The sequence below is a fragment of the Streptococcus mitis genome, from assembly GCF_002096895.1.
In the GTDB taxonomy this organism is placed as follows: domain Bacteria; phylum Bacillota; class Bacilli; order Lactobacillales; family Streptococcaceae; genus Streptococcus; species Streptococcus mitis_AH.
In genome coordinates, this window is the sequence record NZ_NCVI01000019.1 from 39,557 (window position 1) to 63,981 (window position 24,425).

The following is a 24,425-nucleotide window of genomic DNA, read 5'->3' on the forward strand; positions in this document are numbered from 1 at the left end:
GATGAATAACTCAATTAAACTCAAACGTAGACTGACTCAAACCCTTACTTACCTCTACTTGATTGGTCTATCAATCGTGATTATCTATCCACTGTTGATTACCATCATGTCAGCCTTTAAAGCAGGTAACGTCGCAGCCTTTAAACTTGATACTAACATCGACTTCAATTTTGATAACTTTAAAGGACTCTTTACTGAAACTCTATACGGTACTTGGTATCTCAATACCTTGATCATCGCCTTGGTTACCATGGCGGTTCAAACAAGTATCATCGTACTTGCTGGTTATGCCTACAGCCGTTACAACTTCTTGGCTCGTAAACAAAGTTTGGTCTTCTTCTTGATTATCCAAATGGTGCCAACCATGGCCGCTTTGACAGCCTTCTTCGTTATGGCGCTTATGTTGAACGCCCTTAACCACAGCTGGTTCCTCATCTTCCTATACGTTGGTGGTGGTATCCCGATGAATGCTTGGCTCATGAAAGGCTACTTCGATACAGTGCCAATGTCTCTAGACGAATCTGCAAAACTAGACGGTGCAGGACACTTCCGTCGCTTCTGGCAAATTGTTCTTCCACTTGTTCGCCCAATGGTTGCCGTACAAGCTCTCTGGGCCTTCATGGGACCTTTCGGGGACTACATCCTCTCTAGTTTCTTGCTTCGTGAGAAAGAATACTTTACTGTTGCCGTTGGTCTCCAAACCTTCGTCAACAATGCGAAGAACTTGAAGATTGCCTACTTCTCAGCAGGTGCTATCCTCATCGCCCTTCCAATCTGTATTCTCTTCTTCTTCCTACAAAAGAACTTTGTTTCAGGACTTACAAGTGGTGGCGACAAGGGATAATATATCCCCGCCACCCTTTTCTTATTGCTACAAAATATATACTAACAACAAGCAATTTTTCTCCTAGACTTGAAATAAAGCACATTTCTCTATATAATAATACTCATATAGAAAACACCTTTTAGAAAGATACAAATGCTTCCATATCCATTTTCATATTTTTCAAGTATTTGGGGATTTCGTAGGCCCCTGTCCAAACGTTTCGGACTCAACTGGTTTCAGCTTCTCTTTACCAGTATCTTCCTTATCAGCTTGTCTATGGTACCTATTGCCATCCAAAATAGCTCACAGGATACTTATCCGCTAGAAACCTTTATCGATAATGTCTATGAACCATTGACAGATGAGGTTGTCCAGGATCTCTCTGAACACGCTACAATTATTGATGGCAAATTAACTTATACTGGAACAGCTAGTCAAACGCCTTCTATTGTGATCGGTCCAAATCAAAGCAAGGAATTACCTAAAGACTTGCAACTGCATTTCGATACAAAAGAACTGGTCATCAGCAAGGAAGGGAAGGAACTGACCCGCATCTCTTACCAAGCCATTCAGACTGAGAGTTTCAAAAGTAAAGACAGCTTGACCCAAGCCATTTCTAAAGACTGGTACCAGCAGAATCGTGTCTATATCAGTCTCTTTCTAGTTCTCGGTGCGAGCTTCCTCTTTGGTTTGAATTTCTTTATCGTCTCTATAGGAGCGAGTCTTCTCCTCTATATCACTAAGAAATCACGCCTCTTTTCATTTAGGACCTTTAAAGAGTGCTACCATTTTATCTTGAACTGTTTAGGATTACCAACTCTGATTACACTTATTTTGGGATTATTTGGCCAAAATATGACAACCCTCATTACTGTACAAAACATTCTTTTTGTTCTATATCTGGTCACTATTTTTTATAAAACGCATTTCCGTGATCCAGATTATCATAAATAGGAGATTTTTATGCCCGTTACGATTAAAGATGTGGCCAAGGCTGCTGGTGTTTCACCTTCAACCGTAACCCGTGTTATTCAAAATAAATCAACCATTAGCGACGAAACTAAAAAACGCGTTCGCAAGGCTATGAAGGAGCTCAATTACCACCCCAACCTCAACGCTCGTAGCTTGGTAAGTAGTTATACCCAAGTTATCGGCTTGGTCCTTCCTGACGACTCAGACGCCTTCTATCAAAATCCCTTCTTCCCATCTGTCCTCCGTGGTATCGCTCAGGTCGCTTCTGAAAACCACTATGCTATTCAGATTGCAACAGGTAAAGATGAAAAAGAGCGACTTAAAGCGATTTCACAGATGGTTTACGGTAAACGTGTGGATGGTTTGATCTTCCTTTATGCCGAAGAGGAAGATCCCTTGGTCAAACTGGTCGCTGATGAGCAGTTTCCCTTCCTCATCCTAGGAAAATCCATTTCACCCTTTATCCCTCTTGTTGACAACGACAATGTCCAAGCTGGTTTTGATGCAACCGAATATTTCATCAAAAAAGGTTGCAAACGAATTGCCTTCATTGGAGGTGCTAAGAAACTCTTCGTTACACAAGACCGTCTAACTGGTTACGAATCCGCACTCAAACAACACCAACTGCCTATTGACGGAAATTTGACCTATTTTGCAACGGAGTTCCTGGAAGAAAAAGGGTATCAATTTAGTAAACTCCTTTTTCAGCATGATCCACAGATTGATGCTATCATTACAACCGATAGTCTCCTAGCCGAAGGGGTCTGTGACTATATCGCTAAGCATCAACTGGATGTCCCTGTTCTCAGCTTCGATTCGGTCAATCCCAAGCTCAACTTGGCGGCCTATGTTGATATCAATAGCTTAGAACTTGGTCGTGTTTCTCTTGAAACTATCCTCCAGATTATCAACGATGCTAAAAGCAATAAGCAAATTTGTTACCGTCAGTTAATTGCCCACAAAATTATCGAAAAATAAAAACCAGCTCGAGCTGGTTTTTTTGATCACTAATTATCTGTTTCAACGAACCGTCCCAAAATATGAACATTCTCCGAGACAGAGACAAAGGCGCTTGGATCCACCTGTTTCATAATCTGTTTAAATTCATTAAACTCTGCACGTGTAATGACAGTGATTAAAACTGCCTTTCTTTCGTGATTATAGGTTCCTTCTGCATCGTGGATCATGGTTGCACCGCGGTGCAATTTTTTATGGATTTTTTCAATTACCTTCTCTGGATGATTGGTCACAATCATGGCCTGCATCCGTTTTTGCTTGGTAAAGACAGCGTCTGTGACACGGCTAGAGACAAAGATGGTAATCATAGAGTAGAGAGCGTATTCCCAACCAAAGGTCAAGCCTGCTATCAGCATGATAGTCCCATTGACCAAGAAAGAAATACTACCGACATTCCTCCCTGTTTTCTTGCGAATGGTCAGGCTGACGATATCCGTTCCCCCACTGGAGATATTGTTTCGAAGAGCAAAACCAATCCCCAAGCCCATGACAACACCCCCAAAAAGGGCATTGATAATGGGATCCTCCGTCAAGGTTGCCACAGGGACAAACTGGATAAAGAAGGAACTCATGGATACTGTGATAAAGGTAAAGACGGTGAACTTATGGCCAATCTGATACCAAGCCAAGACCATCAAAGGAAAATTAATGGCGTAGAAGGTTAGCGAAATCGGGATATGAAAACCAAACCAATGATTACTCAAGGCAGAGATAATCTGTGCCAGACCTGTCGCACCACTCGAATACACATGCCCTGGTTGGAAAAAGAAATTGACCGCTACTGCTGATAAAAAACCATAGACCAGAGAGGCCGAAATCTTCTCATCATATTTTTCCCGAGAGATGCTTTGTAAGACACGTAAAATTTTTATCTGATAAGCAAAGCGGCGCAGATAATAGCGCCACCGCTTAATTCGTTTTGCTTGTTTCATCTTCTTCTACTTGTAAGCTGAGTTCCTCTAGTTGTTTGAGAGCTACTGTTGAAGGAGCTTGTGTCATTGGGTCAGTTGCCTTGTTGTTCTTAGGGAAGGCAATAACTTCACGAATATTTTCTTCTCCTGCTAAGAGCATGACAAAGCGGTCAAGCCCGATAGCCAAGCCACCGTGTGGTGGGAAACCATAGTCCATGGCTTCAAGAAGGAAGCCAAACTGGTCATTTGCTTCTTCTGCTGAGAAACCAAGAGCCTTGAACATGCGTTCTTGAAGGTCTTTTTGGTTGATACGAAGGCTACCACCACCAAGCTCATAACCGTTCAAGACGATATCGTAAGCAATGGCACGAACCTTAGCCAAATCGCCTTCTAATTCATGAGTAGTCTCTTCCTGTGGAAGAGTAAACGGATGGTGGGCGCTCATGTAGCGACCTTCTTCTTCAGACCATTCAAACATTGGCCAGTCAACCACCCAAAGGAAGTTGAATTTATCATTATCAATCAAACCAAGCTCTTTGGCAATACGTCCACGAAGGGCACCAAGCGTTGCATTAGCCACTTCAAGCGTATCCGCCACAAAGAGAACCAAGTCCTTATCTTCAAGAGCAAGCGCTGTTGTCAATTCTGCTTGGATGCTAGTCAAGAACTTGGCAACTGGTCCGTTTAATTCTCCATCAACCACCTTGACCCAAGCAAGACCTTTGGCACCATACTGTTTGGCTACTTCGGTCATCTTGTCGATGTCTTTACGTGAATAGTTGTCCGCAGCTCCTTTGACCACAATTGCTTTTACAGCAGGTGCTTCTGAAAAGACTTTAAAGTCTACACCTTTGACTACTGCTGTCAGGTCCTGAAGCAACATGTCAAAACGGGTATCTGGCTTGTCAGAACCGTAAAGAGCCATAGCATCATCATATTTCATACGAGGAAATGGAAGCGTCACTTCGATGCCTTTAGTTTCTTTCATCACGCGCGCAATCAAACCTTCTGTGATATCTTGGATTTCTTGCTCAGTAAGGAAAGATGTTTCCAAGTCAACCTGTGTGAACTCAGGCTGGCGGTCACCACGCAAGTCCTCGTCACGGAAACATTTAACGATTTGGTAGTAACGGTCAAAACCAGCATTCATCAAGAGCTGTTTCGTGATTTGTGGACTTTGAGGAAGAGCGTAAAAATGCCCTTTATTAACACGAGACGGCACCAAATAGTCACGCGCCCCTTCAGGAGTTGACTTAGAAAGGAATGGTGTCTCCACGTCGATAAACTCCAACTCATCCAAGTAATTGCGAATAGAGTGGGTCACTTTAGCACGAAGTTTGAGGTTTTCCAGCATCTCTGGACGACGAAGGTCAAGGTAACGGTAACGTAAACGTGTATCGTCATTAGCCTCAATGCCATCCTTAATCTCAAATGGGGTTGTTTTAGCTGTATTAAGCACTGTCAGAGCTGTCACGTTTAACTCAACTGCACCAGTTGGCAACTTATCATTGGCTTGCTCACGCGCAGCGACCTGTCCAGTCACCTCGATAACAAATTCGCTACGAAGGCTTTCAGCTGTTGCCATGACCTCTGCAGATACTTTTTCAGGGTTGATAACCAACTGCATAATTCCTTCACGGTCACGAAGATCGATAAAGATCAAACCACCAAGGTCACGACGACGGCCAACCCATCCTTTCAAGGTTATTTCTTGTCCGATGTGTTCCTCACGAACACGACCAGCATACATACTACGTTTCATTGTTTCTCTCCTCTTTTATTCTGTTACTATTTTACCATAAAAGCGCAGGCTCTTCATGAAAATCATCAGAAAAGTTTGCCAGTCTTTAAAAATCAAGTGAAGACTCTAAAAATTGACGCCCATACAAAAATCCGATGAAGTTCATCGGACTCTTTTATTTTGAATTGTTGCCTGCTTTACGCTTTTCAGCAATTTCGGCTGCCTTTCGAGGCAAGACAATTTCCGTTGTGTAAGCTGTCCCAAAGCGCAAGACACCTGCAATAGGGGCAAAGACGACTGCTAGATAGTTATAGAAGAAATCGCCCTTAAAGGCATAAGCTAGCGCTCCAATGATGAAAAATAGAACGACTGCTTGAATCACTGCTAATAAAATTACTCGTTTCATGTGACCTCCTGACTCTATTATAGCATGAGAATCATCAAAAAGCTCACTAAATTATTCAAAGCGTGAAGAGAAATGCTGTAAAGAAGACCTTTTCGACTTACATAAGCCAGCCCCAAACTCAATCCTAGACTAGCATAAACCAAAAACTGTTGCAAAGTTCCTGGGAAATGAATCAAGGCAAATAGAACACTTGTTACCAGAAGGAAAAGCAGAGTTTGTTTACTATTGTCCTGCTTAGGAAAGAGATAGCGTGCCAACATCCCTCTAAAGATAAGCTCTTCCGTCAAAGGAGCAAAAATAACGACCGCAAAGAATGAGAAAAGGGGTTGAGACAAGGTCAAGTCTATCGCTGTTTGTTGATTTACTGAAGGATCATTTGGCAAGAAAAACTGGACAACCAGAGATAAGAACCAAACCAAGGCAGGGAGCCAAATAAATCGGTTAAAGCCACTCTTCTCAATATGAACAGGAGCTTTCTGGTACCATTTATAAATGACGTACACATATACTCCAGCCAAGGCCACATAAAGCAAGGTAGTAGCATAGGGCGAAGCGCCCAGTTTCAAAGCTTCTACAGCCCCACTTTGAACGGTCCCATAGATAACCAGAAAAGATAGAATGGCTAGAAGAAACCAGCCGAGGTTTTTAAGTAGTTTCATATAAATCTCCTATCTTGCTTTATAGCTATTTTTCAATACAAAGAGGTTCGCTATTCCTAACACAAGTACCCAGGCAAGTAACATACCAATATTAGAAAAAGATATTTCCCCACCTTTTTTATTTAAAAGATTTACAATTGGACCAATAAAAGAGTAATCCAACACTTTCTGAACCGTATCATTTTGAAGAGCAATCATGGGTAAAAAAGAGACGATAAACACAGGAAACATACTATAAACTTGCGCTTTAGACTGAGTATCTGACACTGCACCGATTAGAAGGTTGAGAAAAATAACACTAATAGCTGCTAAGACCAAATAGATAACATAGGCCAATAAGTAACCTGATACATCCACTTTAAAATAGATTGGTAGTAAAATCATTCCAAGCAACATAATCAACAGAGGGAGAATGAGCATACTGAAAGTATATTCTGTTGCTGTCACACCACTTAGGATGAGTGATTTAAGATTGCGCTTTTCCTTATCTTCTGCCATCATAATCGATACCATATAACCACTTCCCATGCTCAAGACCATCGTCAAACTCATAGAAAGGAAATACGTACTCAATTCTCCACTCTTGTTTAAGAACTCATTATATAGAACAGCCAGTCCAAAAGGCAACAATAGAGTCGCCAACAAAGTTGAATTGCTGATAAGAACTTGTAATCTTAACCATAGTAGGGCATTTAATTTTCTAAACATCTAACTTTTCTCCTGTCAATCTGATAAAGATTTCTTCTAAAGTTGGCTCACAAGAGTGAACCACCATCAAATCTGTCGTGTCTAAATGTGGTAATTCATCAAATGGAACTATCTGTTCTCGTCCGTCGTTATAAACCACACGTACTTTCTTATCCACATGGTACTTCTGGATGATATCTTGCGGACTTCCATACTCTATTAGGTTACCCTTATTCAAAAGAGATAAGCGATCACAAAGCAGAGTTGCTTCATTCATATCATGCGTGGTCAGAAAGATAGTTGTCCCCGCCTGCTTTAATTCTTGAAGTAGGGTATGAATCATCTTAGATGTTGTAGGGTCTAAGCCACTGGTTGGCTCATCTAGAAAGAGAATCTTAGGAGCATTCAGAAGGGCACGAGCCAAGAACATTCGTTGTTTCATTCCAGTAGATAACTTTTCTGCAATAATATCTTTAGCATCTGCCAATCCAACCTGTTGAAGCACCTGAACTACTCTATCTGCCTTGAGGCCATATAACTTAGCATAGATGAGAAGATTTTTATAAAGACTCATCTTTTCATAAAAACCACTGCCATCACTAACAATACCAATTTGTTCCAAATCATTTGAGGTTAAATCTTGAGAATTCTTGCCTAACAAAACTGTTTTACCTTGATCTGCAGCCAACTGTCCTGTTAAGACATTGATCATGGTTGTTTTACCTGAGCCAGAAGGGCCAAGAAAACCAAAGATTTCACCCTCCTTAATCTCAAAAGAAATCTGATGAAGAGCTTTTTTGCTCCCAAAACTTTTGCTTACATTTTCAACACGAATCATAGAAACTCCTTTATTTGAAATAGCGTTTTACCATAGGTAACTGCATCACATTGATATAAACATGGATGGCTCCGACAAGTACGAAAGCTAGTAGCTGAATCTCTCCTGTCAGTAAGGAAAAGAGAGCAATCAGAAAGTACAAGGTTGGCAAGACATACTGATGTAATTGGAATAAAATCCGAAAACTCTGTTCCAAATTAGCCTGGCGCTCCCCTTCATCGTAAGAATTGATAAAGTCCATGACATCCTTTGGTGTAGAGAAAAATGCCAAATCAAACTGACGAACAATCGCAATGGTCTTAAAAAGATATTTTTGAGCATTTAAAACTAACACTAACCCCAAAAAGGAAAGGGATAAGGTTATATGGCTTATATCGAGTACAATTACTTCACTTCCTGAAATGAAGAGAGCCAATAAAATCGCTACGCTTGCACTATTAAAAGCAATAGTTCCAAACTCGAGATTCCGATACATCTGCACATAATAGGTTTCATTCAGATCATCATCCATTTCCTCTTGATACAAGGAATGAAATTTTCTGCTTTTCTTTAGGAAATTGAAAGTCAAAAAAAGAATAATGACGGCTAGTAGTAAGCTGATAGCTGATAGCCATGGTATCAAGGGTTTTACATCTAAAATAATTCCGTTGGATTCGGCACGTGCCTTAAACATCCCTACAAACATGCCCAAGAAACCTCCCAAGACAATAGACATCAAAAATAACAATCCACCTTTCTTTTTCATATTCATTCTCCTTTTTCACTTGCTAGATTTTTGGATTTCTTTTCAATCCATTCAATTACTGGGATGAGGACAAAGTAGGCCCAAATAAATTGGTCGCTGTAATAGAGATCAAACCATCCTAGATTTGTTCCAATTAGTAGACACAGGCTGACTAATAGAGCTATGGCAACTACATAATAGATTACTTTATACTTGTTCATCACTCGTCCTCCTCCAAGCGAAATACCGATTCGACTGTTTCGTTGAAAATTTGAGATATTCTCAGGGCAATGATAATGGACGGGGTGTACTCATCCCGTTCTAGTAGGCTAATGGTCTGCCTTGAAACCCCTGCTAGCTTAGCTAGTTCGGTTTGATTGAGACCATCGCGAGCCCGAAGCTCTTTTAAACGATTTTTAAGCATTCCTTTCTCCTTTTCTCTTAACTTGCTTACATTGTAACACATCTTTTTCTTTTTGACAAGCATATTTGTCAAAAAGTTTATGATTTTTGTCATTTTGCAAAAGAAAAAGGTCAGGAGCAGGTTCCTGACCAGTTTATCTATCATTAAAATCCTAATTTTTCAAAGATTTCTGAGAAGTTTTGGCTGATTGTTTCAAGTGACACTTGCACTTCTTCTCGGGTTTGGTTGTTCTTAACCGTTACTTGTCCGCTTTCGACTTCACTCTCTCCTAGAGTGATGAGAGTCTTAGCCGCAAATACATCGGCTGACTTGAATTGAGCTTTGAGTTTACGATTGAGGTAATCACGCTCTGCTTTGAATCCTTGTTGGCGAAGAGCTTGTACCAATTCCAAAGCCTTGACATTTGCTCCATCACCCAAGACTGCGATATAGACATCTAGGGCGTTTTCGATAGGGAGGGCCACACCTTGCTTTTCAAGAATGAGAAGCAGGCGCTCTACACCAAGTCCAAAACCAAATCCAGCAGTTTCAGGGCCATCAAAGTAAGCAACCAAACCATCGTAACGACCACCTGCACAGACTGTCAGGTCATTGCCCTCAATCTCAGTGATAAACTCGAAAATGGTGTGGTTGTAGTAGTCTAGACCACGCACCATATTGGTATCGATGATATAGTCTACTCCAAGATTTTCCAACATCTGACGCACCGCATCAAAATGAGCTTGGCTTTCTTCATCAAGAAAGTCCAAGATAGACGGCGCATTCTCTACTGCTACCTTGTCTTCTTTTTCTTTAGAGTCCAAGACACGGAGAGGATTTTCCTCCAAACGACGTTGGCTATCCTTAGACAAGGTCTCCTTGAGCGGTGTCAAATAGTCAATCAAGGCTTGACGGTAGGCCGCACGGCTCTCAGGATTTCCAAGAGTGTTGAGGTGCAATTTGACACCTTGGATACCGATTTCTTTCAAGAAATGGGCCGCCATAGCGATTGTTTCCACATCGGTAGCTGGATTGCTAGAGCCAAAACACTCAACACCAATCTGGTGGAATTGGCGCAAACGCCCTGCCTGTGGACGCTCATAACGGAACATAGGGCCCATGTAATAGAACTTACTTGGCTTTTGCACTTCTGGTGCGAAGAGTTTATTTTCCACATAGGAACGGACAACTGGCGCAGTTCCTTCTGGACGGAGGGTAATATGGCGGTCCCCCTTGTCATAGAAGTCATACATTTCCTTGGTCACGATATCGGTTGTGTCTCCGACAGAGCGACTGATAACCTCGTAATGCTCAAAAATTGGCGTGCGCACTTCTGCATAGTTATAGCGCTTGAAAATTTCACGGGCAAAGCCCTCAACATACTGCCACTTGGCAGATTCAGCAGGTAAAATATCCTGCGTTCCTTTTGGTTTTTGTAATTTCATAGGGAATCCTCTTTAAACTTAATAGTCTTATTTTACCATAAATAGAGGGATTAAAACAGTATGAAAAAAATTAGGATTTAGATATCATTTTTGAGATTAATAACTGTCAAAAGAATAGCTAGCAAGGAAAGACCAACAAATAGCATCCAAGTCAACTGTATATTCCATACGGCTACAAGTGAAAAACAGGCTGTTCCCACAGGTATGGATAAGGTGAACAATAAACCTAAAAAATTACTGGTACGAGCTAGAACCTCTGGAGCTAGATTTTTCAGGAGCATGGCACTAATCTTTGGTTGAACTTTACCAGACACATACAGAGTTGAACAGAGAAATAGTAAACCAAGTACGACTTGATTGAATAAATTAGCTAGACCAACTAGACTGAGTCCTACGGTCACCCACATCATCAATCTAGGCAAAGACTGCTTCCCAAAATAATCATTACCAGTAAGGCTACTGATGATGACTGCAGCTAAAGCACAAACTTGACTGATAAATAGTGCCTCTGTGTAAGAAAAATTCAAGAGAGAATAGCTCAAAAAGAAGATGTTATAGATGCTTCCTAAAGCGCCACCCAAGGCATTGATAAGCAAGACTGCAAAGAGCATAAAACCAAAGTTTTTCTGTCCACTTTTAAGAAAAACAAGGCGTAAATTTCGGTAAATTGTTAGGAACTGCTCTTTGATAGATAGCTTCTCATTTTTTAGGTTTTCACCATCAGCAGATGAAATTGACAGGCTTAATTTGCTTCTTCCTAAAAAGAGAACAGAAGCTGATATGAGGAAAAAACAAGCATTGATTCCTGCAACGAGAGAAAAATTGTTAACCGATAGACCTAAGAGCCAGACTCCAAAAGCTTGACCACCAATAGCTGAAATATAGGTGATGAACTGTGAAAAAGAATAGGCTTCCATCAAATCCTCTTCAGCTACTTTTTCCTTAACGAGAGGCATTCGCAAACCACCAGCAAAATCACTAATGACATCACTAATGACATTGATTAAACACAGGCTAGAAAAGGCAAAGAGACTAGCTTGCTGAACAACTAGGGCTGCCAGAAAAAATAAAACCGCCTGAAACAAACCGCTATAGGTCATCCATTTGACCTTGTCCCTCGTATAATCTGCCCGAATCCCTACAAAAACTGTAAAGAGAGTCGGAAGAATCATGACAATATTCGCCATAGCAACCGCAAAAGAGGCTTGTGGCAAGGTCGATGCATAAACGATAAAGACCAGATTGAAAATTGAAGCACCAAAAGCATTGAAGAAGCGTGACAAAGTCAAGAGACGATAAGCTTGATTTCTAAACAATAGTTTCATAGATAATCTCCCTTCTTGTTAGAAGTTTTATGTGAAGTATGACTATAGTATAGCACTTAGAAATTTTAGAGGAAAAACTTTTGAATATATGCAACAAATAAAATGAGCAAAAAGAAACGATAGAATTTCTCCAGTGACACGAGAGAGGTCAACAATTCTATCGCTTAAAATTTCAAATGATTTTCTTAGTTTGCAGATATTCAACAATCGGTCGTATTTCTATAGTATTCGGCAGATTTATTACAGCCAAGCATCTCAAAAATATGGACAGCATCTTCCATCTTTTTCTGGCCTTCCTTGACTCTACCTTGCTTGCTATCAAGGAGACCTTCCGCCCACAAATAGACAATTCGGAAATAGGTTTCATTTTCATTGTAGAAATGCTCTTCGATAACACGTTTAAAATAAGAGGCATTGGTAAATTCTTCACACTCAATGCTGGCTAAAAAGCCATTCAATAGTATAGTGTGAAAAAGGTTTCGATTGCCAGACATTTCCATTAGGAAATCAGATTTACGTACCATCTCTCTAACATACCTAGTGAAAAGAGAAACAGATAGAAATGGTGAACTGACTGAAAATAAATTGAGTTCATAGATTCCCCAAATCTCGGTAGAAAACAAATAATCATGAAGAACTTTCCCTTCCTCTGCTGTTAACTCTACCCTTTCATCCATGCTCTTCATATAAGACTTGATAATAATGGCATTTAGAATATGTTTCTGTTTATTGTGAGAATGGGCATGCTTTTGATACTCCCTGCGATACAAGTCCTCAAGCGGAGCTATATTCTTTGGATCCAAGACATCTATGATTTCTTTTCTCAACTCAGAATCTGTATCATACTGAAAACCTCTCGCCAGAAAGAGAATTTCCTCTACACTAGCAGATATATTTTCTAGGGCAAATAAGAACTTTTCCACCGAAAGCTCACTCTGACCTGTTTCAAAGCGAGATAACATAGACGGCGAAAATTGTCCCCCAGTTGCTTGTCTCAGCGAGATATTTCTTGACTCTCGTAATTGTCTAAAGACTTTTCCAATCTGCTCCATAGGCTTCCCCTTGATTCAGTGTTTTCTTTATATTATCATATTTTTTCAGAAAATTCATCAAAAACTTGCCAAATTGTCAGAATTATGAGAAAATAGAGGATATTTATCATGTGGAGGGACTGTAATGAGAGACGATATCAAAATCAATGACCGCGCTTTGGCCATACAAGACCAAATTATCGAAAAACTAGAGAAGGTTTTTGATACAGATGTGGAATTGGATGTTTACAATCTAGGGCTGATTTATGAAATCAATCTGGATGAAACAGGGCTCTGTAAGATTGTCATGACCTTCACCGACACCGCCTGTGATTGCGCCGAAAGCCTGCCTATCGAAATCGTCGCAGGTCTGAAACAAATCGAGGGTATCGAAGATGTCAAGGTTGAAGTTACCTGGTCGCCTGCCTGGAAGATTACACGAATCAGTCGCTACGGCCGCATTGCCCTTGGACTGCCACCTCGTTAATACTCTTCAAAAATCTCTTCAAACCACGTCAGCGTCGGCTTGTCGTAGTACGATTACTGACTTCGTCAGTTCTATCCACAACCTCAAAACAGTGTTTTGAGCAACCTGCGCCTAGCTTTCTAGTTTGCTCTTTGATTTTTATTGAGTATAAGCAGGCAAATCACTTTTGAAGATGAAAAAAGCAAGCCGAGATTGGCTTGCTTTTTGAGTTTATTTTTTACCTGACTTGTCCATATTCCAGAAGTCTGTCACGGCTCCGCGTGAAGCCGATGATACGATGTGGGCATATTTACCGAGGACACCACGACTGTAAAGTGGTGGCAAGGTTGTTTCTGCCTTGCGTTTTTCAAGTTCTTCTTCGGATACGGCCATGGAAATTTCTTTGGTATCTTGGTCAACCGTAACGATATCGCCTGTACGAAGGTAGGCAATTGGTCCACCATCCTGAGCTTCAGGAGCGATATGTCCAACAACCAGACCATAAGTACCACCAGAGAAACGACCATCTGTCAAGAGGGCCACCTTGTCTCCTTGACCTTTACCAACGATCATTGATGAAAGTGACAGCATCTCAGGCATACCAGGACCACCTTTAGGTCCAACGAAACGAACAACGACTACATCGCCATCAACGATTTCATCTGTCAGAACGGCCTGAATAGCATCTTCTTCTGAGTCAAAGACCTTAGCTGGACCAACGTGACGACGCACTTTAACACCTGATACTTTAGCAACCGCACCATCAGGGGCAAGGTTCCCGTTCAAGATGATAAGCGGACCGTCTGCACGTTTTGGATTTTCAAGTGGCATGATAACTTTTTGACCTGGTGTAAGGTCTGCAAAGTCAGCCAAGTTCTCAGCAACTGTCTTACCAGTACATGTGATACGGTCTCCGTGAAGGAAACCATTTGCCAAGAGATATCTCATAACCGCAGGCACACCACCGACTTCGTAGAGGTCTTGGAAGACATACTGACCAGATGGTTTCAAGTCAGCCAAGTGAGGCACACGTTCTTGAATCGTATTGAAGTCCTCAAGAGACAAGTCAACATTGGCAGCATGGGCAATGGCAAGCAAGTGAAGAGTGGCATTTGTAGAACCACCGAGAGCCATAGTTACAGTGATAGCATCTTCAAAGGCTTCACGAGTCAAGATATCTGATGGTTTGAGACCAAGTTCCAGCATCTTAACAACAGCACGTCCTGCTGCTTCGATATCTTCTTTCTTGTCAGCTGATTCAGCTGGGTGAGATGAAGATCCTGGCAAACTCATCCCTAGAACTTCGATAGCAGTCGCCATGGTATTAGCTGTGTACATACCACCACAACCACCAGGGCCAGGGCAGGCATTACATTCAAGACGTTTCACGTCCTCAGCTGTCATGTCACCGTGGTTCCATTTTCCGATTCCCTCAAAAACAGAAACCAAGTCAATGTCTTTGCCATCAAGATTTCCGGGTGCAATGGTACCACCATAGGCGAAAATAGCTGGGATATCCATATTGGCAATGGCAATCATAGAACCAGGCATGTTCTTGTCACAGCCACCGATAGCTACAAAGGCATCCACATTGTGACCACCCATAGCTGCCTCGATTGAGTCCGCAATGATATCACGAGATGTTAGAGAGAAACGCATACCAGGCGTTCCCATGGCAATTCCGTCCGCTACAGTGATAGTTCCAAACTGCACAGGCCAAGCACCTGCCGATTTGACACCTTCTTTGGCTAATTTCCCAAAATCATGCAAGTGGATGTTACATGGTGTATTTTCCGCCCAAGTCGAAATAACCCCAACAATCGGTGTTTCAAAGTCCTTATCTGTCATACCAGTCGCACGAAGCATGGCACGGTTAGGTGATTTCACCATGCTGTCATAAATGCTACTGCGATGACGTTTATCTAATTCAGTCATTTGTTCCCTCCCATTTCAGTTTTTACTATTATAGCACATTTTAAAAGCAATGAACAGAAGAAAATTCTTGAATTTTCAGAAAATTTCGATTAATTTGGTTGATGACCTTTTAATTTTTTCATCTTTTTTTGTCAAGTAACTTTACTTTACAAAAAAAATGTGTTATCCTAGTATGGTTGATGAAAATCAGTAGATTGAATCGAATTTAAATACCTAAAGGAGAAATCAAAATGGCAGTACCTGCACGTCGCACTTCAAAAGCGAAGAAAAACAAACGTCGTACACACTACAAAGTAACAGCTCCATCTGTAAACTTTGACGAAACTACTGGAGATTACTCACGTTCTCACCGTGTATCACTTAAAGGATACTACAAAGGACGTAAAATCGCTAAAGCTGCATCAGCTGAATAATAGAAGGGAGATACCATGCGCGTAAATATTACACTTGAACACAAAGAATCTGGTGAACGCTTGTACCTTACTTCTAAAAACAAACGTAACACTCCAGACCGTCTTCAATTGAAGAAATACTCACCAAAACTTCGCAAACACGTTGTGTTTACAGAAGTTAAGTAAGCATTCAATACGAATCAATACAGAAGAAAAACGCTTAATCAGCGTTTTTTTCTTTTGTTAATTTCACTACATTGCAATAAAAATCATTCGAATGACTACATTTTTGACTGTATTTTTTGCGAAATAAATTAGAGGTTCGAATATATAGAAAAATCCAAAATCCCCTGCAAATCTACATTACAAGGGACTTGTGTTATTCTTGTACTTCTTTCTGAGCGGCCTTTCCTTGGTCTAGAAGGGCTTGGACGATTTTCTCATCGCGTAGTTTGACAGAATCGTTGATCATTTCTGCGGACTTGACGATGGTTGTTTCTAGTTGGGCACGTTTCTGGCGTCCCAATTCAATTGCTGCGACGATACCTTGGTTTTGAGCGACCAGGCTTTCAGCCAGTTTGGTAACAGACTCAACAGCGACTGTCGGGCTTTGGGCAATTCGTTCCATCTGCGGAATCACTTCCTTGCTGGTTTCAGCTAGCATCTGAAGGGCAGCATTATTGGCATTGACAATGGCATCTGCCACGACACCTGATTTCATTGATTGTTGCAAAATACCAAGTTGGGCAATAGAAAGCTTCATTGTTGGAATCGTATTACGACGAAGCATACCCAATTTTTGGCGCATATCAGATGACACCTTCACAAGATTACGCATCTGAGGTGTTGTTGCCCAAGCAACATAGAGACGGCTGACATACTCAGTGTGCTGTTGTTCGAGGGTATTGACCACTTCAGCCATGCGAGCCAATTCTTGTGACTTGGTTTGGTATTCTACCGTACTTGTATCGAGTTGGTCAACTTGGGCCTTTAGTTCGACAGCGCGCTTGCCAGCTTCTGTCTGGCTAGCTTCGATAAAGGAAATTACTCCCACTAGATTTTCAATGGATTTGGTATTGTCCTCAATCAACATCTCAGCAGAGACGATATTTCGAGCTAGCACATCTTCTTGCTTGACCACTGCGGCAGCCATGCCATCCAGCTTTTGCTCCACTGTTTTTGAGTCAAAGTAAAATTCCTGTAGGGTATTCTTGCTCTTGTTAAACAATCGTTGCAAAAAGTTTGGCTTCTCTTCTAGCTCAGCAATTTCAGCGTTCTTGTATTTGACTACAAAGCCTTGCAACTCACGGTTGGTATTTTTGAGTAGATCATCCACTTGGGGAATCTGCAATTTCTTTTGTTCTGACAAGATACGATTGACCGTATTGTTCACACCTTCGACAGCAGATTGTCCAAAATCTAAGAGAGCATTTTGATTGGTGACAAACTGGTCTACTAACTGGGGCACGTGCGCCTTGATTCCTTCTTGCTGCTCAGGGCTCAGCTTTTCTAAGAAGGTCAAGGTCTTGTCTGAGCCAGTATTGGTCTCGATGATTTGGGTTGTTTTATCCACCTTAGCTACCGTATTATTGGCAATCTGGTCAATATCAAAATTAAATTCTGTCATGGTTACTCCTTTGTTTCTAACCTATTCTTTACGATCTTTTTCTAGGATACGCAAACTGATATCAAAATCACGCATATCTGTTTCATTGAGTTCTCTCAAGACTTGGTCCAGTTCAAGGTCAAATTGTTCGATAGCTGCTTTAGCTTGTTGCAAACGTTCCTCTGCTCGATTATAGTTCTTCGGATTGGCCTTAATCTTTAAATAGCCTTCTAGAATCGTTTTGAACTTCTCCATCTTCAAACTATGAATGGCCGTCAATTCTTCCTTATCACCATCAGCAGAGGTAGCAATCTTGTCTAAAATTGCCTGATGGTCAATGGCAATATTAGCCAAGGTCTGGGATAATTCTGGAGCTAATTCCTCTGGCTCCGCATTCTCAAGATCTACCTGACTTTCTCTATCCAAACGTTCTAGCTGAACATCGATAGTTGCCCTCACTGTACGAACCTTTTTGTCAATACGGTTGTAGACATCAGCATCGATATAGGACTTGAGACGTTCCGCCTCCTGATGGATTTCCCGCAGTTCGATTAATACTTGATTAGCCAAACTCTTATAGGACTCTGAGCCTTTTTCTACTAAAGTTCCCTCTAATTGCTGAATATCCTTGTCCGCCTGACGAATACGAGCTTTTAAAAGCTCAATCCGATCATCGAGCGAACGATCCTGCAAAAGAGGATAGCGCCAACGTTTATAGAGGCGATAACCACCATAGCCTAGCAGGACACAAGCCGCAAGTGGAAGAGCATATTGAACCAAAAGGCCCAGTAAGAACAAAAAGCCCCAAAAATAGAGACAGCCTTTCCAAAAACCATTACCCGATTTCATAAACATTCCTTATTTTCAATTTATAAGTCTATTTTAGCACAAAAGAGCAAAATGAGGGCGGAAATCCCCTAGAAAGAGTTGATTTCTTTGCTGTAGAATGGAGGCTAGTAGCGCGTGGGATAATTTCAGTAAAGCGGACTCAAACCATAAACACACTCTGAGGAATATCAAAACAAAAACTTGAAATATCGGAGGGGTTGTGTTAGAATGAAAGCATAAAGGGAAAATAATGCTTCTAGCATATATAACTAAAAAGCCCCACCGTGCCACCGATGGGGTTTTTTGCTACCCTCTAAAAGGGTTAAATGCTACTTGCTACGTCTCTTTATCCATAGCTTGAAAAGCTCAGATAGTACGTTAACAAGTAACGGAGCTAGAAAAAGGGAAAGTAACTCTAGCATACATAACACCTCCCTTCATTAAATTGAGGGGGACAAAATATTATATCATACCAGATTTATATCATCAATATCGCGTCATTCTTGGAATAGATAGACTTAGATACAAAAATAACCTTACTAACAAATCTCTAAGCAAACCCAGAAATCAACGTTTTAAGACAAAGCAAAAAGCCCACTGTTGTAGGCTTTCTGTAAGATATATCTTAAAATTAAAGCATTTTGTTGTATAATCAAAAACTACTTATTTTATGTTTCTTTTGGGCTTCCTGACCCTTATATCACGCGCTTTTTAACAAAAAATACTAACATTACTTTTTACTACTTGCTCCCCCAAAGTACGCAAAAAGGGGAGCAAAAAAGCCCCACAAAAGGGCTAAGATTTAACGAGTTCAGCAGGCAAGAAACTAGCACGGTCAAACGTGCTTTTTTTATTGCTGGTTGCTGATAGGTATATTATACCATGAAGCGCGTGGTTTATAAGATTATGACCTCACAAAAGCCCCCAGATTCGTTTCTAAGGGCTTGTAGTTTGTCCGTGGTGTTTTAGTTGTCCAGTACGAAACAAAGCAAAATAGGGGGCGAATATGAAGCCTCAGCCTACATTTGTCTACTTATATGCTTCTAGCTCTCCGCTCTGGTGGAATATGTAGGAACTTTTCAGACCCAGAGAGCATTTTTTAGTTTTTCTCCGACTGGCGAGATGTGTAAGAACTTGTTAGTACCTGACAACATTTTATGAGCTGTTCAACAACTAGCGATATGTGTCCATAAATGTCCATGTTCTCTCGCTTAAATCTCAACATTTTTTCAACAAAACACCACCGACGCCTACTTATATGCTTCTAGTTCTCTGTTCTGGTGGATTCTCGCAAAGTTTAAGACGGCTATCTGTTTGTACCTGTGGTAACTTGTAACACTAGTTCCTGCCATTTCTACGCATTCGCTCATTGTTTTCTTTCTCATGTAGCAATAATGGATAATAAAGTATTTCCTGGCTCGTTTATTCTCTATACTGTTGATGTCTTGGGCGAATATCTCCAGCCCCTCACGGATTGCCTTTTCATGCTCACCGCTCAAATTCCACTGATCAGGTAAGATAAGTTCCCAAGCCTCTTCATCTATTGTAACTTGGTTTTCACTCCCTGCCATCCTCTGAAATCTTAGAAAGTAAGTCATGCGCTCTCTAACATTCATCATCGTTTTAAACTTATCCAGCTCCATTAGTTCGCTCCTTTGTGATATAATTAATCTAAAGAGAAGTGAGGTAGAGCTGATAGTGTCGCTACGCAACTTCATAGTATGAGATGACGGGACAGACACACCGTCCACTGCTCTTTAGCGCTTAGATTGTTCTAGGCGTTTTTTTGTGCTCACCTATTACCCCACATTTGCCAAGTTTTCTATGGCTTTTTGCCTTACTCGATATACCGAGGTTGTAGATACACCTATTTCCTCAGCAACTTGCCAAGCGTCAAGAACATTCAAGTAGAACAGCCTGAGAACAGAACGTTCAAGCGGATTGGCCAGCTTATCGATCAGCCTAGATATTTCCATTCTCTCTTCAGTAAGTCGCTCAATTCTCTGTAAAGTGTCCTCTTTTAGTTTTAGAACACTTATAAGGTTATTCTCTGCTGTATTTACCCTGCTTGTTTGTACTCTGGTATTGCTCAGTTCTTGCTTTTTGATAATACCACTTTCTAAAGCTGCAAGCTCTAAATATAAGCCTTCTATCTCCTTGTTTATCCACTTAACGCCCTCTAGTTTTTCTTTTACCTGCTCTGGTGTCATGCCTCAGCCTCCTCTATGGTATAATAATTTCAAGGAATAATTCATAAAGGAGTCAGCCCTGTGCTGGCTTTTTTTGCGTTTTCTAGGAGTTCGATTATACCCCCTTAACGTTCTTTATCTCTAAAAGTATTTGTATCTTAGGAAATCTTAGTATTTTATCTCTAGAATAAAGTCCTTACCTTGCTATTTTAAAATGTAAAACCTAACCAAAACCTAATCATTCTGAGGTGGTAAGCCTTGGCTTTTTGTATTTTCAACGACTGGTGGAATATGTTCATACTTGTTCATACTTTAAAGCAATTAAGGCAAGTTATTTATTGGCTTATCATTTTGTAAGCAATTAAGAAGGCTTATTGTCGTCCTTATCTCCTTGATAAATGACAGGGGATATATCCACTTTCTCGGCGTTCGCTCTAGCTTCAAATGATTTCCGTGAGAAAAAATGTACAGTGACGGGGGAAGCTCATAGAAGCGCGTGGGTGGGGGAGACACCCCCACTGTGTTATAAAATTGGAGTAGCTTTATCGGCCAAAAAATCAAGCCAAACACTTAGTAATACTACATTATACAAAAATTAAAAACATTTCAAAAAGGGAATTTTTTACACAGAAAAGGGCAGCGTTCTTTTCCTCTAGCAAAATATACCCCCGTCTAAAAATAAAGGGGGTATCTCTGCCTTATTTCTCCCATCGCTATACTTTTGTTATCTTGTAATTATTAAGCTAAACAATGTTTATATCATCCTTTTTTTACATTAACCTTTATTTAGTATTTGTTTTGATTAACACATATTCTCAAGATATTCTCAAGATAACTCAAGATATTCATCCAAAATACTACTTTAGTTTACTCAAACCATTCAGCCAAAAGCTATCCCCTTTTCTGGTGTAATTAACAAATTTCTGATAGTGCTTGTAATATCGTTTCTGTTTCATGTATTTTGGTCTTTCAGGGAAACCATCAAACATATATCTACCACGTCTAGGACTCCACCCTGGTTCTACCTTTCTGGCTTCTTTTAGTGCAAGCTCCCAGTAGTATTGGCAATCCGTTTTACTACGGTTCAGGGTACTCTTGTGGATATCTAGACAAGTACCGCAACTAAAATATAAATACCGTTTATAAAGTAACCTGCACCGTCTCCCACAATCAGGGCAAAGAAAGAAATATCGATTACCTCCCTTAGTTCCTGCTATTCTGTCTAATTCAAATGACTCTACACCAAAAGCAATCATTAAATTATCCAAATCAATCTCTAAACGTTGACCGTCCAACTCTGCTATACCCTTAGATATTCCTCTCAGCTTCATTGGTTTAGTGATTGTTTCTATTGCTAACTGCTTCATTATTTCCCCTTATATGGAAAAACCCAAAACTATTGACTTGATAGCAAAAAGGGGATTGCTCCCCTGTGTTCTACTTCAAATGCTCTGTATAACCAGCAAGGCCTTTATATTCGCCCTCTACGTCCAACTTTTGGAGTAGGCTAATACTTTCATCGCCCAGCATTTCCAACGTACCAAAAGCAGTCATAGAGTCCATAGGGATAGGCTTATCAGAAAGCAGGCGGTCAGCATAGTCTAATAGTTCCAGCTCGTAGTCTGTGACCTTATTCAGCAAACTATCAAAATCCTCTGACTCTTTGAGTTGAAGCACGCGCTCCCGTTTATAACGTTCTTCAAATACTTCAGCCTCTCCTGGTTGTTTGTGGTAGTCTTTAAAACTGTCACAAATACGCTTAAAGGTCTTGTTTAGCTTGTGATCTTCCACATACTCAGCTACTAGCGTGCCTTTATCCTTGTAGGTCAATGAAATTACAGGTTGGCAATATGTCCCAGTCATATATCCCAGTAGCGCGTGACCTGCTACTTGAGCGGTCGCCTGATCACAAAAATAGTAAGTGAAAGTAAATGTTTTGGCTTTATCTGAAAATGTTTTTAATGTCATGTTGTTTTTCCTCTTTCTGTTTTAAGGGTGTCACTAGTAGTTACACCATTGCAAGGGGGTCGGTACTATCTACCCCATTTTGTTATCTGTATAATACCATCACACTGGTTAGTGAATCCATATCCTCACTATCCCCCACTGTTGCCTCTGTATATTTCACGTCAATAACTTCAACGCCTGCCATAAAACCATTTACCTGGCTTTCCAAATCCCAAAGGGCTTGCTTGTATCTCTGATGAAATAGTTTAATTTTCATTTTTAGCTCCTTTTTTATACGCTTCTTACAAATTTTATACACTTGTTTTTGAAAGTGTATAAAAAATAAAGTCAGTAGTACCAAGGGTTTTGCTATTGTTTTATACACTTTATACGCTTTATACATTAAAATAAAAATATATATAGGGGATAATAGGGACCCATTTTTGAAACATAATATAAGGAAATTTTTTTATTTCCGTGTTTTTCGTATAAAGTGTATAAAACCCTTGATATGACAACGTTTTTAAGTGTATAAGATTTTTGCCCTACTGTATAAAGTGTATAAAATTCTTATTTTCTTTTTCTTCTCTTTTTGTACTCTGGCCAATGGTTGTAATACCCGCGTTCATTCTTTGGCTTTTTCTGCTTTTCGGGTGTCGTCCTACCATTAGCATAGGCTACGCTTGCAAACGGCGGTAGGTCTTCTTTAGGATAAAAACCTTTATGGATCTGTTGCCCTGCAGGGATAACCTTCTGGCCAACTGCGAAGCCTTCTGGCAAGTTGCTTTTGATTTCTCGATGTAAGCCCATTTCTGACCTGTTTTCTTTAATACCATAGTATTCTAGGAAACCTTTCCAAACGTGGTAGACAAAGCTATTAGGGATAAACTCACTTGTCAATTCATCAGTAAAAAACTTAGAAACAAAATCAATAACGGGGTTCATGTCCTTATGGTGTTCTTCAAGTATTTCAATAGACTTCGTAGGGTTAATGTCAGCGTTTGGTGTTTCAATAGCCAACTTAACCAGGTACTCCAGCACTTCTTTGCGGTTAATGTAATCGTCTTTGATAGCCTTGTTAGGATTACCTTTGAATATTTTGGTAAAAGGTAAAATTCTAAATCGCCTATCAATAGCTGATTTATCCCCGTTCATTCTTGGTAAACCATTAGAAGATTGTACTACCGTCATATTAAAGCGTATGCTATAAGGGCGTTTCCCTTTGTCCTCTATGGTCATTATGTCGCCTGTTGCTAAGCTAAACATATCTGAAGTGTCTCTAATTACTGCGTCCTTTTGTACATCATCTCCGATTACAAGCGACTTCCCTAATAATATAGAGGTTGAAAATTGGCTTTTTGTTAAACCAGTGATCTTCAAACTGGCCACATTTTCCATACCAACTAGGTTTATAAGTAACTGCTGAAAAGTTCCTTTTCCTGTTCCACCTTCACCGAAAAGCCAAAAGATTTTTTGCAATGACTGCCCTGTTATGCTTGCTTTTATAATTTGGATAGCAAGGTTATAAAGTTCCTCGTCACCGTCAAACAACTCTAAAAGCCAAGCTGTCGGCTTCCAGCCGTTAATTATCGGCTCTTCTGCTACAGGATTATAACCTGTTCTTATCTTTCTTGTTGCTGTAATCTCTGGTGTAGTTTCTTCAAAAATGCCTGTCTTAGCATTGTATAGCTGTTTCCCAATTACAGTATAATTGCCTTGGATTTCCCTCATTTGGCTTTGTCTTGCTATTTTATAAAGCGTATCAAATGCCTGTTTTTCTGTTGTGTTTGGATAAATGACAGAAATAAGATCTTGCAAAAATTCATTATCCTCTAACCAGATACCAAAATCAGGATTATAGAAATATAATGGGGCTTTTTGCCCTTGTGCCTCTGGCTTAATTCTAATAAATCGGACGTACTTTTTTAACATAATAGCAACTCCCAGCGGATTAGTTGGTAAGGCCTTACTGCTCTTTTCCTCGCCTTTCTGCTGGGCTAGTTCTTCATGCTGGGCCTCGCTCAACCTGCCTGCCTTTACATTTTCAAGGTGTTTGCTGTCTGCCATAACTTCTTCA

The 24,425-nt window shown here is 40.5% G+C and carries 27 protein-coding genes; 6 read left to right on the plus strand and 21 right to left on the minus strand.

Features of this window, described 5'->3' with window-relative positions; genetic code table 11:
• The first annotated feature begins 1 nt into the window (after position 1).
• The 3 genes from B7697_RS04110 (at position 2) to B7697_RS04120 (ending at position 2,776) form a co-directional block, all read left to right on the plus strand.
• Positions 2-844, plus strand: coding sequence for a sugar ABC transporter permease (locus B7697_RS04110; RefSeq protein ID WP_001065642.1), 843 nt, complete (start codon positions 2-4; stop codon positions 842-844).
• Positions 845-979: 135 nt separating this feature from the next.
• A complete protein-coding gene (locus B7697_RS04115; protein WP_084950478.1) occupies positions 980-1,780 on the plus strand; it encodes a DUF1189 domain-containing protein in 801 nt (266 codons plus the stop codon).
• Positions 1,781-1,789: 9 nt separating this feature from the next.
• Positions 1,790-2,776, plus strand: coding sequence for a LacI family DNA-binding transcriptional regulator (locus B7697_RS04120; RefSeq protein WP_084950479.1), 987 nt, complete (start codon positions 1,790-1,792; stop codon positions 2,774-2,776).
• 29 nt (positions 2,777-2,805) lie between these two features.
• Here the strand turns inward: B7697_RS04120 and B7697_RS04125 are convergent, their stop codons facing one another.
• The 12 genes from B7697_RS04125 to rgg form a co-directional block, all read right to left on the minus strand.
• The gene (locus B7697_RS04125; protein ID WP_084950481.1) at positions 2,806-3,747 is read right to left on the minus strand and encodes a YitT family protein; all 942 of its coding nucleotides are present in this window, start codon (positions 3,745-3,747) and stop codon (positions 2,806-2,808) included.
• Positions 3,725-5,488, minus strand: coding sequence for an aspartate--tRNA ligase (gene aspS / locus B7697_RS04130; RefSeq protein ID WP_084950483.1), 1,764 nt, complete (start codon positions 5,486-5,488; stop codon positions 3,725-3,727). The genes B7697_RS04125 and aspS overlap by 23 nt, the downstream gene beginning before the upstream one ends.
• 154 nt (positions 5,489-5,642) lie before the next feature.
• Positions 5,643-5,873 carry a hypothetical protein gene (locus B7697_RS04135; RefSeq protein ID WP_000832185.1) on the minus strand — a complete coding sequence of 77 codons (231 nt, stop codon included), beginning with the start codon at positions 5,871-5,873 and terminating at the stop codon, positions 5,643-5,645.
• A gap of 17 nt (positions 5,874-5,890) precedes the next feature.
• Positions 5,891-6,532: a CPBP family intramembrane glutamic endopeptidase gene (locus B7697_RS04140; RefSeq protein ID WP_020903389.1), complete on the minus strand. Its 642-nt coding sequence runs from the start codon at positions 6,530-6,532 to the stop codon at positions 5,891-5,893.
• A 9-nt stretch (positions 6,533-6,541) separates the two neighbouring features.
• Positions 6,542-7,240, minus strand: coding sequence for an ABC transporter permease (locus B7697_RS04145; RefSeq protein WP_020903388.1), 699 nt, complete (start codon positions 7,238-7,240; stop codon positions 6,542-6,544).
• On the minus strand, positions 7,233-8,057 hold the full coding sequence (locus tag B7697_RS04150; protein ID WP_024057248.1) for an ABC transporter ATP-binding protein: 825 nt from the start codon (positions 8,055-8,057) through the stop codon (positions 7,233-7,235). The genes B7697_RS04145 and B7697_RS04150 overlap by 8 nt, the downstream gene beginning before the upstream one ends.
• A gap of 10 nt (positions 8,058-8,067) precedes the next feature.
• Positions 8,068-8,802, minus strand: coding sequence for a DUF3169 family protein (locus tag B7697_RS04155; protein ID WP_000726539.1), 735 nt, complete (start codon positions 8,800-8,802; stop codon positions 8,068-8,070).
• A 2-nt stretch (positions 8,803-8,804) separates the two neighbouring features.
• Entirely contained in the window at positions 8,805-9,002 is a 198-nt protein-coding gene (locus tag B7697_RS04160; protein WP_001046124.1) for a hypothetical protein, read from the minus strand.
• A complete protein-coding gene (locus tag B7697_RS09190; protein ID WP_004240940.1) occupies positions 9,002-9,205 on the minus strand; it encodes a helix-turn-helix transcriptional regulator in 204 nt (67 codons plus the stop codon). Before B7697_RS09190 ends, B7697_RS04160 begins: the two co-directional genes overlap by 1 nt.
• A gap of 143 nt (positions 9,206-9,348) precedes the next feature.
• Positions 9,349-10,629 (minus strand): histidine--tRNA ligase, encoded by a 1,281-nt coding sequence (gene hisS / locus B7697_RS04170; protein WP_000775845.1) that lies wholly within the window; start codon positions 10,627-10,629, stop codon positions 9,349-9,351.
• Between the two features lie 77 nt (positions 10,630-10,706).
• On the minus strand, positions 10,707-11,954 hold the full coding sequence (locus tag B7697_RS04175) for an MFS transporter (protein WP_084950484.1): 1,248 nt from the start codon (positions 11,952-11,954) through the stop codon (positions 10,707-10,709).
• A 200-nt stretch (positions 11,955-12,154) separates the two neighbouring features.
• Positions 12,155-13,006 (minus strand): quorum-sensing system transcriptional regulator Rgg, encoded by an 852-nt coding sequence (rgg, locus tag B7697_RS04185; protein ID WP_023947586.1) that lies wholly within the window; start codon positions 13,004-13,006, stop codon positions 12,155-12,157.
• A gap of 124 nt (positions 13,007-13,130) precedes the next feature.
• On the opposite strand from rgg, the gene B7697_RS04195 reads away from it, so the two are divergent.
• Positions 13,131-13,472: a metal-sulfur cluster assembly factor gene (locus tag B7697_RS04195; RefSeq protein WP_023944033.1), complete on the plus strand. Its 342-nt coding sequence runs from the start codon at positions 13,131-13,133 to the stop codon at positions 13,470-13,472.
• Positions 13,473-13,682: 210 nt separating this feature from the next.
• On the opposite strand, the gene ilvD is transcribed toward B7697_RS04195, so the two are convergent.
• On the minus strand, positions 13,683-15,386 hold the full coding sequence (gene ilvD / locus B7697_RS04200) for a dihydroxy-acid dehydratase (protein WP_000137346.1): 1,704 nt from the start codon (positions 15,384-15,386) through the stop codon (positions 13,683-13,685).
• Between the two features lie 230 nt (positions 15,387-15,616).
• On the opposite strand from ilvD, the gene rpmF reads away from it, so the two are divergent.
• Both rpmF and rpmG read left to right on the plus strand, forming a co-directional pair.
• The gene (gene rpmF, locus B7697_RS04205; protein ID WP_000290417.1) at positions 15,617-15,799 is read left to right on the plus strand and encodes a 50S ribosomal protein L32; all 183 of its coding nucleotides are present in this window, start codon (positions 15,617-15,619) and stop codon (positions 15,797-15,799) included.
• Positions 15,800-15,814: 15 nt separating this feature from the next.
• Entirely contained in the window at positions 15,815-15,964 is a 150-nt protein-coding gene (gene rpmG / locus B7697_RS04210; protein WP_001265622.1) for a 50S ribosomal protein L33, read from the plus strand.
• Between the two features lie 193 nt (positions 15,965-16,157).
• On the opposite strand, the gene B7697_RS04215 is transcribed toward rpmG, so the two are convergent.
• From B7697_RS04215 to B7697_RS04245, 8 genes are all read right to left on the minus strand, one after another.
• Positions 16,158-17,405, minus strand: coding sequence for a toxic anion resistance protein (locus tag B7697_RS04215; protein ID WP_084950486.1), 1,248 nt, complete (start codon positions 17,403-17,405; stop codon positions 16,158-16,160).
• Positions 17,406-17,426: 21 nt separating this feature from the next.
• On the minus strand, positions 17,427-18,233 hold the full coding sequence (locus B7697_RS04220; protein ID WP_084950488.1) for a coiled-coil domain-containing protein: 807 nt from the start codon (positions 18,231-18,233) through the stop codon (positions 17,427-17,429).
• A gap of 1,229 nt (positions 18,234-19,462) precedes the next feature.
• Positions 19,463-19,855: a transcriptional regulator gene (locus tag B7697_RS04225; RefSeq protein WP_084950489.1), complete on the minus strand. Its 393-nt coding sequence runs from the start codon at positions 19,853-19,855 to the stop codon at positions 19,463-19,465.
• Positions 19,856-20,011: 156 nt separating this feature from the next.
• On the minus strand, positions 20,012-20,422 hold the full coding sequence (locus tag B7697_RS04230; protein WP_084950491.1) for a DUF1492 domain-containing protein: 411 nt from the start codon (positions 20,420-20,422) through the stop codon (positions 20,012-20,014).
• Positions 20,423-21,258: 836 nt separating this feature from the next.
• Positions 21,259-21,768, minus strand: coding sequence for a hypothetical protein (locus B7697_RS04235; RefSeq protein WP_084950492.1), 510 nt, complete (start codon positions 21,766-21,768; stop codon positions 21,259-21,261).
• A 70-nt stretch (positions 21,769-21,838) separates the two neighbouring features.
• Positions 21,839-22,369, minus strand: a complete 531-nt coding sequence (locus B7697_RS04240) for a hypothetical protein (protein WP_084950494.1) — start codon at positions 22,367-22,369, stop codon at positions 21,839-21,841.
• 82 nt (positions 22,370-22,451) lie between these two features.
• Positions 22,452-22,625, minus strand: a complete 174-nt coding sequence (locus tag B7697_RS09200) for a sporulation protein Cse60 (RefSeq protein ID WP_142358999.1) — start codon at positions 22,623-22,625, stop codon at positions 22,452-22,454.
• 293 nt (positions 22,626-22,918) lie between these two features.
• The gene (locus B7697_RS04245) at positions 22,919-24,415 is read right to left on the minus strand and encodes a phage/plasmid primase, P4 family (protein ID WP_084950495.1); all 1,497 of its coding nucleotides are present in this window, start codon (positions 24,413-24,415) and stop codon (positions 22,919-22,921) included.
• Positions 24,416-24,425 lie beyond the last annotated feature (10 nt).

Excerpts from the sequence above, each read along its gene's own strand:
- B7697_RS04110 (WP_001065642.1), top strand. The coding sequence starts at position 2 with ATGAATAACTCAATTAAACTCAAACGTAGACTGACTCAAACCCTTACT.
- B7697_RS04115 (WP_084950478.1), top strand. The coding sequence starts at position 980 with ATGCTTCCATATCCATTTTCATATTTTTCAAGTATTTGGGGATTTCGT.
- B7697_RS04120 (WP_084950479.1), top strand. The coding sequence starts at position 1,790 with ATGCCCGTTACGATTAAAGATGTGGCCAAGGCTGCTGGTGTTTCACCT.
- B7697_RS04125 (WP_084950481.1), bottom strand. The coding sequence starts at position 3,747 with ATGAAACAAGCAAAACGAATTAAGCGGTGGCGCTATTATCTGCGCCGC.
- aspS (WP_084950483.1), bottom strand. The coding sequence starts at position 5,488 with ATGAAACGTAGTATGTATGCTGGTCGTGTTCGTGAGGAACACATCGGA.
- B7697_RS04135 (WP_000832185.1), bottom strand. The coding sequence starts at position 5,873 with ATGAAACGAGTAATTTTATTAGCAGTGATTCAAGCAGTCGTTCTATTT.
- B7697_RS04140 (WP_020903389.1), bottom strand. The coding sequence starts at position 6,532 with ATGAAACTACTTAAAAACCTCGGCTGGTTTCTTCTAGCCATTCTATCT.
- B7697_RS04145 (WP_020903388.1), bottom strand. The coding sequence starts at position 7,240 with ATGTTTAGAAAATTAAATGCCCTACTATGGTTAAGATTACAAGTTCTT.
- B7697_RS04150 (WP_024057248.1), bottom strand. The coding sequence starts at position 8,057 with ATGATTCGTGTTGAAAATGTAAGCAAAAGTTTTGGGAGCAAAAAAGCT.
- B7697_RS04155 (WP_000726539.1), bottom strand. The coding sequence starts at position 8,802 with ATGAAAAAGAAAGGTGGATTGTTATTTTTGATGTCTATTGTCTTGGGA.
- B7697_RS04160 (WP_001046124.1), bottom strand. The coding sequence starts at position 9,002 with ATGAACAAGTATAAAGTAATCTATTATGTAGTTGCCATAGCTCTATTA.
- B7697_RS09190 (WP_004240940.1), bottom strand. The coding sequence starts at position 9,205 with ATGCTTAAAAATCGTTTAAAAGAGCTTCGGGCTCGCGATGGTCTCAAT.
- hisS (WP_000775845.1), bottom strand. The coding sequence starts at position 10,629 with ATGAAATTACAAAAACCAAAAGGAACGCAGGATATTTTACCTGCTGAA.
- B7697_RS04175 (WP_084950484.1), bottom strand. The coding sequence starts at position 11,954 with ATGAAACTATTGTTTAGAAATCAAGCTTATCGTCTCTTGACTTTGTCA.
- rgg (WP_023947586.1), bottom strand. The coding sequence starts at position 13,006 with ATGGAGCAGATTGGAAAAGTCTTTAGACAATTACGAGAGTCAAGAAAT.
- B7697_RS04195 (WP_023944033.1), top strand. The coding sequence starts at position 13,131 with ATGAGAGACGATATCAAAATCAATGACCGCGCTTTGGCCATACAAGAC.
- ilvD (WP_000137346.1), bottom strand. The coding sequence starts at position 15,386 with ATGACTGAATTAGATAAACGTCATCGCAGTAGCATTTATGACAGCATG.
- rpmF (WP_000290417.1), top strand. The coding sequence starts at position 15,617 with ATGGCAGTACCTGCACGTCGCACTTCAAAAGCGAAGAAAAACAAACGT.
- rpmG (WP_001265622.1), top strand. The coding sequence starts at position 15,815 with ATGCGCGTAAATATTACACTTGAACACAAAGAATCTGGTGAACGCTTG.
- B7697_RS04215 (WP_084950486.1), bottom strand. The coding sequence starts at position 17,405 with ATGACAGAATTTAATTTTGATATTGACCAGATTGCCAATAATACGGTA.
- B7697_RS04220 (WP_084950488.1), bottom strand. The coding sequence starts at position 18,233 with ATGAAATCGGGTAATGGTTTTTGGAAAGGCTGTCTCTATTTTTGGGGC.
- B7697_RS04225 (WP_084950489.1), bottom strand. The coding sequence starts at position 19,855 with ATGGAGCTGGATAAGTTTAAAACGATGATGAATGTTAGAGAGCGCATG.
- B7697_RS04230 (WP_084950491.1), bottom strand. The coding sequence starts at position 20,422 with ATGACACCAGAGCAGGTAAAAGAAAAACTAGAGGGCGTTAAGTGGATA.
- B7697_RS04235 (WP_084950492.1), bottom strand. The coding sequence starts at position 21,768 with ATGAAGCAGTTAGCAATAGAAACAATCACTAAACCAATGAAGCTGAGA.
- B7697_RS04240 (WP_084950494.1), bottom strand. The coding sequence starts at position 22,369 with ATGACATTAAAAACATTTTCAGATAAAGCCAAAACATTTACTTTCACT.
- B7697_RS09200 (WP_142358999.1), bottom strand. The coding sequence starts at position 22,625 with ATGAAAATTAAACTATTTCATCAGAGATACAAGCAAGCCCTTTGGGAT.
- B7697_RS04245 (WP_084950495.1), bottom strand. The coding sequence starts at position 24,415 with ATGGCAGACAGCAAACACCTTGAAAATGTAAAGGCAGGCAGGTTGAGC.